We start from the raw sequence: 13,589 nt of genomic DNA on the forward strand, positions 1-13,589 counted from the left end.
GCCGCGTGCGGGGGCGGCTGTCAGGGTTGTCAGGCTATGCGCTCCCTTCCTGAGGCCGATCCCGGCGTGCCCGACATCCGCAGCCCGCTGCGTTTCCTGTGGTGGAACGCGCGGCGGCAGACGGTCCCGTTGCTGGGGGGCATCGGCTACGCCAGCCTGTGGTGGCTGGTGCAGGCGCTCATGCCGTTCGTGCTCGGGAAGGGCATCGAGTCCGTCACCGCCAAGGACACCGGCTCGCTGCTGGCGTGGTCGGCGATCCTGCTCGGGCTCGGGCTGCTGCAGGCGTTCACCGGGATCATGCGGCACCGGATGGCCGTCTACAACTGGCTGGCCGCCGCGTACCGCACCGTGCAGCTCACCTCCAGGCAGGCCGCCAGGCTCGGCGCCACGCTGCCGAAGCGGCTGTCGACCGGCGAGGTCGTCAGCGTCGGCAACTCCGACATCGCCCACATCGGCAGCTCCATGGACATCCTGCTGCGCGGCGTCGGTTCCATCCTGGCCATCGTCACCGTCACCGTGATCCTCATCTCCACCTCGCTGCCGCTCGGGCTGCTCGTGCTGTTCGGCGTGCCCCTCATGGCCTTCGCCGTCGGGCCGCTGCTGCGGCCGCTGCACAGGCGGCAGCAGGCGCAGCGGGAGCTGTCGGGCGAGCTGTCCACCCGCGCCGCCGACATCGTGGCCGGGCTGCGCGTGCTGCGCGGCATCGGCGGGGAGCAGGTGTTCGCCGCCCGCTACCGCGCCGAGTCCCAGCGCGTGCGGCACGCCGGGGTACGCGTCGCCGGGGTCGAGTCGGTGCTCGAAGGCGCCCAGACCGTGCTGCCGGGGCTGCTCATCGCGATCGTCACCGGCGTCGGCGCCTCGTTCGCCGTCGCCGGGGACATCCCCACCGGGCAGCTCGTCGCGTTCTACCTGTACGCCGTGTTCCTCATCGGGCCCACGCGCACGCTCACCGAGGCCGCCGACAAGCTCACCAAGGGGCACGTCGCCGCCGGGCGGGTGATCAGGATCCTGTCCATCGAGCCCGAGGTCAGCGGGGGCAGCGGCGCGAGCGAGGGCGGCGTGCTGCGCGACTCGTACAGCGGTGTCACGCTCCAACCCGGCACGCTCACCGCCGTCGCAGCCGCCGATCCCGACGACGCCATCGCCATCGCCGACCGGCTCGGCCGCTACGTCGAGGGCGACGTCACGTTCGGCGCGGCGGAGCTGCGCACGCTGCCGCTGGAGCAGGTCCGCTCCCGGATCCTGGTCGCCGACAACGGCGCCAGGCTGTTCAACGGCCGGCTCCGCGACGAGCTCGACGTACGCGGCACCGCCACCGACGCGCAGATCCGCGAGGCTCTGGGCGCCGCCTGCGCCACCGACATCGTCGAGGCCCTGCCCGACGGGCTCGACGCGCGGGTGGCCGAGGCCGGGCGGGAGTTCTCCGGCGGGCAGCAGCAGCGGCTGCGGCTGGCCAGGGCGTTGCTGACCGACCCCGAGGTGCTGATCCTGGTCGAGCCCACCAGCGCCGTGGACGCCCACAGCGAGGCCCGCATCGCCGAACGCCTGGCCAAGGCCCGCTCCGGGCGTACCACCATGATCTGCACCACCAGCCCGCTCGTGCTCGACCGGGCCGAGCACGTGATCTACGTCGAGAACGGCCGCGTGCTGGCCGAGGGGACGCACCGCCAGCTCCTGGACGGCACCCCCGCATACGCCGCGACCGTGACCCGCGGGGAGGACTGACGCATATGGCGCTGTCGGAACGGCCGGCGGAGGACTGATGGCTCGCGAGATCCTGCCGATCGCCGATCGCAAACACGTGCGCGCCTACGCCAGGCGGCTGACGCTGAAGTACCCGCGCCGGCTCGCGCTGGCCCTCGTCCTGCACGGCCTGGCCGCCGTCGCCGGGCTGGTCGTCCCGTGGCAGCTCGGCGCCCTGGTGGAGAAGATCCAGTACGGCGTCGAGGTCGACGTCGCCGTCGTGGCCGCCGCCATCGGCGCCTTCCTGCTGCTGCAGGGCGTCCTCGTCCGGTACGCGGTGCTGGCCTCCGCCAGGCTCGGCGAGAAGGTGCTGGCCGAGCTGCGCGAGGAGTTCGTGGACCGGGTGCTCGGCCTGCCGCTGTCCACCGTGGAGCGGGCCGGGTCCGGCGACCTCATCACCCGTACCTCCCGCGACGTGGACGCCCTGTCGCGCACCGTGCGGCACGCCGTGCCCGAGACGCTGATCGCGATGGTCACGTTCGTGATCACCGTCGGCGCGCTGGTGCTGGTCAGCCCGCTGCTCATGCTGCCGATGCTGACGGCCGGGCCGGTGCTGTGGATCGCCACCCGGTGGTACCTGCGGCGCGCCCGCGACGGCTACCTGCGCGAGAACGCCGCCTACGCCGACGTCACCGAGGGGCTGGCCGAGACCGTCGAGGGCGCCAGGGCCGTGGAGGCGCTGGGGCTGCGGGAGCGGCGGCGGGCGCGTACCGACGGCGACATCGCCCGCTCGTACGCGGCCGAGCGGTACACGCTGGGCCTGCGCACCACCTGGTATCCCGCCGTCGAGCTGGGTTACGTCATCCCCGTGGTGGGCGCCCTGCTGGTCGGCGGCCTGTTCTACAGCAGCTCGTGGGTGACGCTGAACCAGGTCGTCGCCGCCATCCTGTACGCGCAGCAGCTCATCGACCCGCTCGACCGGTTCCTGATGTGGGTGGACGAGCTGCAGGTGGGCGGGGCGTCGATGGCACGGCTGCTGGGGGTGGCCAACGTGTCCGACGACCGGGCGCCCGCCGCGGTGCGGCCCTCCGGGGAGCTGCTGGAGGCGTCCGGCGTCCGGTACGCCTACCGGGAGGGGCGCGACGTGCTGCACGACGTGTCGCTCACCGTCCGGCCCGGCGAGCGGCTGGCCATGGTGGGGCCGTCGGGGGCGGGCAAGTCAACCCTGGGGCGGCTGCTGGCCGGCATCCACGGGCCGCGCACGGGGTCCGTCACCGTGGGCGGCGTGCCGCTGGTGGAACTGCCGCTGGACGAGCTGCGCGGGCACGTCGCGCTCGTCACCCAGGAGCACCACGTGTTCAAGGGCACGCTGCGCGACAACCTGCTCATCGCCCGCCCCGACGCCTCCGACACCGCCGTGCTGAAGGCCCTGGAGGCGGTGGACGCGCTGGACTGGGTGCGGGGGCTGCCGTCCGGGCTCGACACCGAGGTGGGGTCGGGCGGGCTCGCGGTGCCGCCGGCGCAGGCGCAGCAGCTCGCCCTCGCCCGGCTGGTCCTCGCCGACCCCCACACGCTGGTGCTCGACGAGGCCACCTCTCTGATCGACCCGCGTGCCGCCAGGCACCTGGAACGGTCGCTGGCCGCGGTGCTGGAGGGGCGGACCGTGATCGCCATCGCGCACCGGCTCTACACGGCGCACGACGCCGATCGGGTGGCCGTGGTGGAGGAGGGGCGGATCAGCGAGCTGGGGTCGCACGAGGAGCTGGTGGCGGCGGGGGGCTCGTACGCGGCGCTCTGGAGCAGCTGGCACGGCAGCCCGGCCCCGCGTCCGGCACCTTCAATCGACGACTAGGACAACTAGGGCAGCTGGGGCGCTGGGTGCCGCTACTCGGCGACCAGATCGTCCGGTGCGGATCGGGCGAGGTCGGCGAGGGTCGTCAAGGCGCGGGACAGGGTGTCCGGCGAGGGGGAGGCCAGGCCGAGCCGGACGGCGTTCGGAGCGCTGTTGGGGCTGACGGCGAAGGCGGCGGCGGGGGTGACGGCGATGCCGTACCGGGCGGCGGTCGCCACGAACGTGTCGGCCCGCCAGGGCGGCGGCAGTTCCCACCAGCAGTAGTAGGAGCGCGGGTCGCTGCGGACGGCGAAGCCGGCCAGGCAGCGGGCGGCGATCTCCTGGCGCATGGACGCGTCCCGCTGCTTGGCGCGGCCCACGGACTGCGCGGTGTCGTCCGTCAGCCAGCGGGTCGCCGCCTCCAGCGCGAACCGCATCGGCGTCCACCCGCCCGAGCGCAGCGCCGTCGCCACGCGGGGGACGGCGGGGCCGGGCACGACGGCGAAACCGAGCGACAGGCCCGGCGCGAGCCGCTTGGACAGGCTGTCGACGAGGACCGTGCGCTCCGGCGCGAAGGCGGCCAGCGGAGGCAGGTCGTCGCGGAGGAAGGACCAGATGGAGTCCTCGATCGCGGGCACGTCCAGGCGCGCGAGCACGCCGGCGAGCTCGGCCCTGCGCTCCGCGGGCATGCTGATCGACAGCGGGTTGTGCAACGTCGGCTGCACGTAGATCGCCTTGAGCGGGGCCTTGCGCGCGGCGGCCTCGACCGCCGCCGGATCCAGCCCCGCCTCGTCCACCCGCAGCGGGACGAGCGTGACCCCGCCCCGCGCCGCGAGCCCCTTGAGCACCGGGTAGGTGAGCTCCTCCACGCCGAGCCGCGCGCCCGCGGGAACCAGCGCGGCGATGGCCGCCGCGATCGCCTGCCGGCCGTTGCCCGCGAACAGCAGCCGATCCGGCTCCGGGCGCCACTCTCCGCGCGCCAGCAGGTCGGCGACCACGCGTCGCGCCGGCGGGGTGCCCGCCGCGCCGACCGGCCGCATGGACGCCTCCAGCACGTCGGCACGCAGCAGCGGGCCGATGCCGTCGGCGAGCAGCTTGGACTGCTCGGGGACGACGGGGTAGTTGAGCTCGAGATCGATCCTGCTGCCCGTGGGCTCGACCAGCGCCGGCCCGGGCTGCGGGGCGGCGGCCCGGACGAACGTGCCCCGGCCGACCTCCCCGACGGTCAGCCCGCGACCGGTCAGCTCCCTGTAGACGCGGGCGGCGGTGGAATCGGCGATGCCGTGGCGCCGCGCGAAGACCCGCTGCGGCGGCAGCCGGTCACCCGGGCGCAGCCGCCCTGCCGTGATGTCCGCGGCGATGGAGTCCGCGATGCGCCGGTAGTCCTCCATACCTCGCGATCCAACCATGACATTGATCCGAGTGCAATTGTAACTATTGTACTGAGATTGCGTCGTCGATAGCTTCGCTGTCATGGTCGAACAGAGTGCGGTGCTCGGCGTGGTGTTGGTGGCGCTCGGCATGGTGCTGTCCCCGGGGCCGAACATGATGTACCTCGTGTCCCGCAGCACCAGCCAGGGCCGGCGAGCCGGGATCATCTCCCTCGCCGGGGTCGCGGCGGGCTTCCTCGTCTACCTGGTGGGGGCGAACCTCGGGCTGGCCGTGTTGTTCTCCGCCTTCCCCGGGCTCCTGACCGTCATCCGGATCGCGGGGGCGATGTACCTGCTGTGGCTGGCCTGGAAGACGCTCAAGCCGGGCGGGGTGTCGGTGTTCGCCGCGCGGGAGGTACCGCCCGACTCCCCGCGCAGGCTCTTCCTCATGGGGCTGATGACCAACCTGCTCAACCCGAAGATCGCCCTCCTGTACGTCTCGGTCATCCCGCAGTTCATCGACCTCGACCGGGGGAACGTGCTGCTCCAGGGGGTCATCCTGGGCTGCGTGCAGGTGGCGGTCGCCCTCCTGGTCAACCTCTCGATCGTCGTGGCCGCGGGCGGCATCGCCGGCTTCCTGGCGGCGCGTCCCTCCTGGCTCCGCCTGCAACGCCTCACCATGGGCTCCCTCCTCGCGGTCCTGGCCATCGGCCTCGCACTCTCCTGACCCCGGCGGCCCCGCCCCCGCCCCGCTGCCCCTCCCACGCCGACGCCCCCACGTCAACGCCCCCACGTCAACGCCCCCACGTCGGTGCCCCCACGTCGGTGCCCCCACGTCGGTGCCCCCACGTCGGTGCCCCGCCATGCCGACGCCCCAACGCCGACGCCCCAACGCCGACGCCCCAACGCCGACGCCCCAACGCCGACGCCCCCACGTCGGTGCTCCCCACGTCGGCGCCTCCCACGATGGCGCCCCCGCCGCGCTGCCGCCCCGCCGCGCTGCCGCCCCCCGGGTCGGCGCTCCCCACGCCGGCGCCCCGCCGTGCCGATGGCCTCGCCGCGCCGGCGCCCCCGGGCCGGCACCCCACGTCGGCGCCGTCCGCCGCGCTGCAGCCCCCGCCGCGCTGCAGCCCCCGCCGCGCTGCAGCCGCCACGTCGGCGCCCCACGCTGCCGCCCGCCATATCGGGCGCCGCACACTGTCATCCTCATACCGCCACCCCTGAACCGCCGTCCCAACGCCGGTGCCCGCGTCCTGCGTTGAGATCGCCCCCAAGGGAGATGGATGGATGCGCGCGATGGTGTGTCGTGGCTGTGGCTGTGGCTGCCTCAGGCCACAGGGTGCCAGGTCGGGCCGTCGGCGGTGTTGTGGACGCGGCCGAAGACGACGTCGGCGAAGTGCCCGCCGAAGCCGATCGTGTCCGGCTCCTGCAGCTCCTTGACCAGCCGGCGCCGGTGCACGGCCGACTCCACGGAGTCCACGTCGACGCCGGCCGACCACTCCGGATGGCGGATCTGCACCGCGGAGTGCAGCGCGTCACCGAAGACGATCATGCGCTGGCCGCCGGACGAGATCGTGTAGCTGACATGCCCGACCGTGTGCCCAGGCGTGAACATGGCCCGCACACCCGGAAAGACCTCCTCACCGTCGGCAACGGTGCGGGCCTGCGGCTCCATCGTCGCGAGCATCTCCTCGGTGATGTCATTGACGGCGCTCAGGTGCCGCTGCGTCCACTCCGGCTCGCCGAACAGGTACGCGGACCGGGCGAAGGCCGGCCGGTCACTGCCGGGGGCGATGTGGTGGGCCCAGCCCAGGTGGTCGGGGTGGAGGTGGGTGATCGCCACCGCCTCGATGTCCTCCGGCGTACGACCCAGCTTGGCGAGATTGTCGAGCAGGTCGCCGCCACGCAGAGCACCGACCTTCTCGTTGCCCGGATCGTCGGGCAGGGACACCGGGCCCACGCCCGCGTCGATCATCAGGGCCCGCTCGCCCTGCTCGACGAGCAGCCCGCCGATCGTGGCCACCAGGTTTCCCCCGTCGTCGAGGTAGGCGGCGTTGTCCTGCCAGTCCTGCTCCGTCGCGGAGGGGAGCCAGCCGTACGGCTTGAGCGCCACCACTCCGTCGGGCACATAGCTGATCTTGAGGTCTCCGAGCTGGAGTGAACGGATGGGTGACGTACGGCGCAAACGCTCATCAAAGTTGCTCATGGCCAGAAACTTACAACTAGAACTATTCAAGCTGCAAATGTAACGACTTGAGGTATCGTGCCCGGTATGACGTCCATCGATGGTTCAGGCACCGAGACCGAGGAGAAAATCGCTCCTGGGGGGCCGATCGCTCACGGGACGGGCACCGCCGGCACGGCCACGGGCACCGCCGGCACGGTCACGGGCACCGCCGGCACGGTCACGGGCACCGCCGGCACGGTCACGGGCACCGCCGGCACAGCCACGGGTACCGCCGGCACAGCCACGGGTACCGCCGGCACAGCCACGGGTACCGCCGGCACAGCCACGGGTACCGCCGGCACAGCCATGGGTGCCGCCGGGGCGGAGGTCACGCGCGAAGGCGGAAGCGCGGATTTTGCTGGACGCACCGCTGAGGCCATGAGCACGGCTGAGGCCAGGAATCCGGCGGCCAAGACCGGGGGCGCCGTTGGGATCGGCGGCCCTGCCGACGCTGGGCGCGCTGCCGAGGCCCGAAGCGCCACTGAGGTCGAGGGCGCTGCCAAGGCCGGGAGCGTCACTGAAGTGCATGGTGCCGCCGAGGCCCGCACTGAGGTCCAGGGCGCCGTTGAGGTCCGGAGTGCCGTTGAGGTCCGGAGTGCGGCTGCCGAAGCTCAGGCTCTTGCCGAGCGGAACCTCTGCGGGCTCGTCAGCGCGCTGTCCCGGCAGATCGAGCAGCACGTCAGGGAGCGAGCGGTCACGCTGAACCTGACCGCCCCTCAAGCGACCGCGCTACGCGAGCTCAGCGGCCCCCTCACCATGCGGGAGCTGGCCGGCCGGATGGGGTGTGAGCCGTCGAACGCCACGTTTGTCATCGACCGGCTGGAGGAGCAGGGGCTCGTCGAGCGACGCCCTCACCCGAGCGACCGCCGGGCCAAGCAACTCGTCCTGACCTCCGAGGGGAGTGCCCTGCGCGAGCGGCTGCTGGAGATCCTCATGGAGGGCTCGCCCATGGCGGGGTTCTCCTCGCAGGAGCAGATCATCCTCCAGGATCTCCTCCAGAGGGCCCTGCGCTGAACGAGCCAGTCCATCCAAGGGCTGGATGGCGTGCGTTCGTGCGTGGTGGAGTGCCTGGGTGCGATGGAACGTTGCGTTCGGTGGAGCGCTTGAGTGGGGTGGAGCGCTTTGCGGCGGTGAAGTGCTGGCCACGGTGAAGTGTTTGCGCGTGGCGGACTGCTCGTGCGCGGCGAAGGGGGTTCGTTCGCGGCGTTCTGGAGCCACTGGCACGGCAGCCCGGCCCCGCCCCCGGCACCTTCACCCGCCGAGTGCACGGCTGGACCGTCTGGAGTCTTCGATTGACGGGTTGGAGGGCTGGGGGATCCGGGGTGGCGGCGGGGGTTGTTCCCCGCCGCCGGGGTTTATCTCCGTCGGTCAGGGGTGGGTGGCGGTGGTCAGGCGTACCTTTCCGCGGAGCTGTACGCCGTCCGGGGTTTCGTGGGGGCGTAGCCCGTCGCGGACCGCGTCGCGGAGGGTGGCGATGGTCGGTTCGTCGAGGTGGGAGAGGTTGAAGCGGACCGGGCCCATGGCGCAGATGTGGGTGGCCGCCTCGGTGGCGTCGCGGCCGAGGTTTTCCATGGCTTCGACGATGGTCATGTCGATGTCGGTGAAGCCGGCGTCGGTCAGCACCTGGTCGATGCGGGCCGGGTCGGTCATGGACATCATGCCCTGGGCGGCGGGGGACGGTCGCCGCATGTGGTCGCGGAGGGCGGCCGTGGCGCGGGAGTAGTCGCTGTCCGGGGACCCCGGGACCGAGGTGATGATGGCCAGTCGGCCGCCGGGGCGCAGGGCGCGGGCGATGTTGGCGAAGCCGGCGACGAGGTCGGCGAAGAACATCACGCCGCCACGGCTGATGGCCACGTCGTACTTGCCGTCGCCGAAGGCGTGGACCTGCGCGTCGCCCTGCTCGAAGACGGCGTTGGGCACGCCTTGGGCGGCGGCGTCGGCGCGGGCTCGCTCCAGCATGGGGGCCGACAGGTCAATGCCCAGGGCGGTGCCTCGTGACGCCCTGCCGGCCGCCAGCAGTGTGGTGCGGCCGGTGCCGCATCCGACGTCCAGCACCTGGTCGTCCGCCTGGATCGCGGCTGCGGCGAAGAGCGCCTCGTTGAAGCCGTCGAGCATGCCGTTGTAGTAGTCCGGGTTGTCGGCCCAGAGCTGGCCTTCCCATCCGTTCCAGGCCTCGGCTTGTTGCGTGTTGGCGATGTTGAGCATGACGCGCACCTCTCGTTAGTTACTAGAGTTGCTCTCTAGTGATGGTTACTAGAGTTAGACTATGAAGATGTGGGCGTCAAGGGATGCTGCTGAATCAGCAGCGGGTCTTGGTGGGGGGCAGGGTGCGGTCTGTGAGGTAGCGGTTGATGTGGTCGCGGGCGCAGGTGTTCATGCCGTAGAGCGTGTGGCCGGGGCCGTCGTGGTGGATCGTGACGCTGCCCGGGACCTGGGCGAGGACGCGTTCCGTTGCGTCCGACTCACCCCACGCGCCTGCGGCGAGCAGCGGGGGGAGGTTGTCCGGAAGGGCCGCCGGCGGGTTGGTGACGGGGACGGGCCAGCCGATGCAGTTGAGGGTGTTCGTGGCGAACGTGTTGGCGGCGCCGGCGTTGGGGGCGAGCTTGCGGAGCCGGGCGATCGTGGTGGTCAGCTGCTTGAGGCTGGTGAAGCGGGGCCAGTCGGTGCATTCCGTGACCGGGGTCGCCTGGTCGGGGTAGCGGGCGCCCCTGGCCGGGACGAAGTCGGAGGCGTCGCCCTCGCTCGCCTTGCGGATCGCGGTGGCCAGCTTGGGCCAGGCCGCGGCGCCCTGGCGCGCCAGGCCCAGGGCGAAGGACTGGAGGTCGCCGGCCTTGTAGGCGACATTCGGGGTCTTGGTGGGAACGGGGGTGCCGGTCGCCCGGGTGATCAGCTTGCGCCAGAGGGCGGGCACGTCCTTGCAGCCGTTGGTGGCGCACCAGGTGAAGAAGCGCCGCATGGACTGCTCGTTCGTGGTGGCCATCGCATCGAGCTCGCGTTGCCAGTCGGCGGTGCTGTGGTTCCACGTGCCGTCCAGGACCATCGTGCGGATGTTGCCGGGGAAGAGGCGGGCGTAGTCCTGGCCGTAGAAGCCCGCGTAGGAGGCGCCGTAGTAGTTGAGCTTGCCGTCACCCAGCGCCTTCCTGATCGCCTCCATGTCTCTGGCGTGGTCGGCCGAGCTCATGTTGGCGAACAGCTCCGGGTCCTTCAGGCGGCACGCCTCGGCGTAGCCGCGGTTGGTGTCGGACAGGCGGCCGAAGTCGGCGTCGTCGCGCGGGAGGTCGGCGATGGGGATGCGGGTCCACGTGCACGGCAGTCCCGTGCTGAGGCCCTGGAACTGGTCGCTGCCGTAGCCGCGGGTGTCCCACGTGACGATGTCCATGCTCTTGCGCAGGTCGGTCCACCAGCTCTGCAGGGATCGGGTCGTGGCGATGCCCGGGGCGCCAGGGCCGCCGTAGGAGATCAGGACCGAGCCCTTCGAGGCGCCGGTGGCTTTCAGGCGGCCGAGCTTGAGGGTGATCTCGCGGCCTTTCGGCTTCTGCCAGTCGGCGGGGACCTGGAGGTCGGCGCATTCCATGCCGGTGTCGTTGTCGTTGGGGCATGGGCGCCAGCTGAGTGCGCTGCCGCTGCTGCTGTTGTTGCTACTGGTGGTGGGGGGCGTCGCCTGCCAGGGCTGTAGGGCTGTGCCGAGCAGGGCGAGGGTCAGGGCGAGGGGCTTCAGCATGGCGTTCACGATGCCGGAGCGGGTGGGCGGGGCGCGTCGGACCAGGGTTTGGTCTTCGGGGAGGGATATCGGACCACGGGTTGATGGACCGTAGCTCGATTCAGGCGCGAGAGCGGGTCCGCCGCCGGTGGGATGTGCACGGCCGGAGGAAGAGGGCGGACGGTTCGCCTGCGCGTACGGGCGTCGGACCGGACGGGCCCTTCCACCACGTGGCGGGATGGTCTGCGAGGCGGTTGATGGCGGGTGGTTGGAAGCTAGTGGGACGGTTGGCGGCGGGTGGGCGAGCCTACGGGGCGGCTGGGGGCAGGGCCGGGCTGGGAGTCTGCGGGGTGGCGGGTGGGCGGGAGCCTGCGGAGCGGCAGGTGGCGGCGCGGTCCGCGCTGGCGGGGGGTGCGGCGAGCGGTGGCGTGACCCGTGGTGGCGGGGTCGCGGCGAGCGGTGGCGTAACCGGCCGTGGCGGGGTCGCGGCGAGCGGTGGCGTGACCGGTGGTGGCGGGGTCGCGGCGGGCGGTGGCGTAACCGGCCGTGGTGGGTGGTGGGTGGTGGGGCGGGTCGGCTGGGAGCCTACGGGGCGGTCGGAGATCGGGGGGCTCTGGGCTTCGCCTCACCGGGCGGAGGCGCCGGCGGACGGATGCCGTCACGCCCGCGCGCCCCTCCCCGCCCCGATGCCCGCCGGGATCAGCCCAGCGACTTCTTCAGGAAGTCCACCTGCAGCAGCAGCAGGTTCTCCGCCACGACCTCCTGCGGCGTCATGTGCGTCACCCCCGACAACGGCAGCACGCTGTGCTGCCGCCCGGCCGCGAGCAGGGCCGAGGACAGCCGCAGGGTGTGGGCGGCCACGACGTTGTCGTCGGCCAGGCCGTGGATGAGGAGCAGCGGGCGCTCCAGCTTGGCCGCGTCCGCGAACAGCGACGACTTCTCGTACGCGTCCGGCTGCTGCTCGGGATCGCCCAGATACCGCTCGGTGTAGCACGTGTCGTACAGCCGCCAGTCCGTCACCGGCGCCCCCGCCACGGCGGCGTGGAACACGTCGGGGCGGCGCAGCACCGCGAGCGCCGCCAGGAAGCCGCCGAACGACCAGCCGCGGATGGCCACCCGCGTCAGGTCGAGGGCGTCGGGATACTGCTCGGCCACGCCGTGCAGCGCGTCGATCTGGTCCTCCAGGGCGGGGGTCGCCAGGTCGCCGAGCACGGCGCGCTCCCACTCGGTGCCCCTGCCCGGGGTGCCGCGGCCGTCGGCCACGATGACGGCGAAGCCCTGCTCGGCGAACCACTGGCTCTCCAGGAACGCGCCGCGCCGGTTGAGCACCCGCTGCGCGTGCGGCCCGCCGTACGGGTCCATCAGCACCGGCAGCTTGCCCGACCCCTGCTCGTACCACGTGGGCAGCACCACGGCGGTGGCCAGTTCGCGGCTGCCGGAGCGGCCGAGCGAGACGCGCAGGTCGAGGCCGGGGCGCTCGGCGAACGACGGGATCGGGACGGCCATGCCGTCGCGGCGGACGACCGTGGTGGAGACGCCCTCGTCGTCGAGGCTCTGCTCGCTCAGCACGCCGACCCCGCCCGCCATCCGCCCGGAGAACACCCCGGAACGGGTCGAGACGGGCAGCAGCGAGTGCCCGTCCCACGTCCACAGGTGGATCTCGGTCGGATCGCCGCTCGCGCTGAACAGCACGCTGTCGTGGTCGACGTCGAGCACGGCGCGCACCTGCAGCGTCGGCGGGGTGACCGCGCGGTCGCCGACGAACAGCCGATGCCCGCCTTCGGAGTTGGCCACCCACACCAGCGAGCCGTCGTCGAGGTGCGCGGGCACGCCGCCGACGATGTCGATCCACGCCGGGTCCGTGTCCTCGCGCACGAGGGTGGACGCGCCGGTCGCCGGATCGACCGAGAACAGCCGCATCGTCCGCTGGTCGCGGGTCAGTGTCACGATCGACAGCGCGTGGGAGTACCACGCCGCCGTGACGAGGTACTCCTCCTCGTACGGCACCGTGACCCGCGACCCGTCGAGCCCCAGCACGAACAGCTCGGTGCGGGCGTTGGGCGTGCCCGCGGCCGGGTAGCGCTGGGCCACCGGCGTGCGGTCGGGGTTGGCCGGGTCGGCGATGTGCCACACCCGCACGGGAGCCTCGTCGGCCCGCTCGACCAGGAGCGCGTCGCTGGTGGGCGACCACCAGTAACCGCGCATGCGGTCCATCTCCTCGGCGGCGATGAACTCGGCCAGCCCGTACGTCACCGTCTCCGACTCCGGCGAGGCCAGCGGGCGGTCGTCGCCCGTGTCCAGGGACTGCACCCGCAGGGCGCCGTCGGAGACGTAGGCGACGTGCCGCCCGTCGGGCGACAGGCGGGGGTCGATGACCCGGCCCGGCGTGTACAGCGTGCGCGCCTGCCCGCTCGGCAGCTCGGCCACGTGCAGCCCGCCGGACAGCGCGAAGCACGCCCTGGTCAGCGCGGTGTCGGTGGCGTAGGCGACCACGCCGCCCGCGGCCTCGCGGCTGCGCTCGCGCCGGGCGCGCTCCTCCGGCGGCAGGTCCTCCTCGTCGGCGTGGAGCGTGCGCGGATCGACCACCAGCCGCTCGACGTGGGTCTCGGTGTCGAGCTCCCACAGGCAGGTCACCGGATCGGTGCCCGACTTCGTCCGCAGGAACACCACCCGGCCGCCGTCCGGGGAGATCGTGAAGCTGCGGGGGACCCCCAGGGTGAACCGTCGGGTCCTGGCTGACAGGCGCGGGAAGCTCTCGCTCATGGCGTCAATCCTGCC

General features: G+C 72.6%; 9 protein-coding genes. 4 read left to right on the top strand and 5 right to left on the bottom strand.

The features are described 5' to 3' along the window. Positions 1 to 36: 36 nt before the first annotated feature. Together AB0I79_RS25555 and AB0I79_RS25560 are read left to right on the top strand one after the other, a co-directional pair. Positions 37 to 1,725 carry an ABC transporter ATP-binding protein gene (locus tag AB0I79_RS25555; RefSeq protein ID WP_357877102.1) on the top strand — a complete coding sequence of 563 codons (1,689 nt, stop codon included), beginning with the start codon at positions 37 to 39 and terminating at the stop codon, positions 1,723 to 1,725. A gap of 37 nt (positions 1,726 to 1,762) precedes the next feature. Then, positions 1,763 to 3,535, top strand: coding sequence for an ABC transporter ATP-binding protein (locus AB0I79_RS25560; RefSeq protein ID WP_357877105.1), 1,773 nt, complete (start codon positions 1,763 to 1,765; stop codon positions 3,533 to 3,535). A gap of 32 nt (positions 3,536 to 3,567) precedes the next feature. Here the strand turns inward: AB0I79_RS25560 and AB0I79_RS25565 are convergent, their stop codons facing one another. Further along, positions 3,568 to 4,905: a PLP-dependent aminotransferase family protein gene (locus tag AB0I79_RS25565; RefSeq protein ID WP_357877108.1), complete on the bottom strand. Its 1,338-nt coding sequence runs from the start codon at positions 4,903 to 4,905 to the stop codon at positions 3,568 to 3,570. A gap of 82 nt (positions 4,906 to 4,987) precedes the next feature. Here AB0I79_RS25565 and AB0I79_RS25570 point away from each other — a divergent pair, with 82 nt between their 5' ends. Next, positions 4,988 to 5,611, top strand: coding sequence for a LysE family translocator (locus tag AB0I79_RS25570; RefSeq protein WP_357877111.1), 624 nt, complete (start codon positions 4,988 to 4,990; stop codon positions 5,609 to 5,611). 600 nt (positions 5,612 to 6,211) lie between these two features. Here the strand turns inward: AB0I79_RS25570 and AB0I79_RS25575 are convergent. Continuing rightward, entirely contained in the window at positions 6,212 to 7,090 is an 879-nt protein-coding gene (locus tag AB0I79_RS25575; protein WP_357877114.1) for an MBL fold metallo-hydrolase, read from the bottom strand. Positions 7,091 to 7,156: 66 nt separating this feature from the next. Here AB0I79_RS25575 and AB0I79_RS25580 point away from each other — a divergent pair, with 66 nt between their 5' ends. Beyond that, entirely contained in the window at positions 7,157 to 8,125 is a 969-nt protein-coding gene (locus tag AB0I79_RS25580; RefSeq protein WP_357877117.1) for a MarR family transcriptional regulator, read from the top strand. Positions 8,126 to 8,479: 354 nt separating this feature from the next. On the opposite strand, the gene AB0I79_RS25585 is transcribed toward AB0I79_RS25580, so the two are convergent. The 3 genes from AB0I79_RS25585 to AB0I79_RS25595 form a co-directional block, all read right to left on the bottom strand. After that, a complete protein-coding gene (locus AB0I79_RS25585; protein WP_357877120.1) occupies positions 8,480 to 9,316 on the bottom strand; it encodes a class I SAM-dependent methyltransferase in 837 nt (278 codons plus the stop codon). A 94-nt stretch (positions 9,317 to 9,410) separates the two neighbouring features. Then, positions 9,411 to 10,832 (bottom strand): alpha/beta fold hydrolase, encoded by a 1,422-nt coding sequence (locus AB0I79_RS25590; RefSeq protein WP_357877123.1) that lies wholly within the window; start codon positions 10,830 to 10,832, stop codon positions 9,411 to 9,413. 678 nt (positions 10,833 to 11,510) lie between these two features. Next, a complete protein-coding gene (locus tag AB0I79_RS25595) occupies positions 11,511 to 13,574 on the bottom strand; it encodes a prolyl oligopeptidase family serine peptidase (RefSeq protein ID WP_357877126.1) in 2,064 nt (687 codons plus the stop codon). Positions 13,575 to 13,589 lie beyond the last annotated feature (15 nt).

It is taken from the genome of Nonomuraea sp. NPDC050202, from assembly GCF_040656115.1.
Classification (GTDB): Bacteria; Actinomycetota; Actinomycetes; order Streptosporangiales; family Streptosporangiaceae; genus Nonomuraea.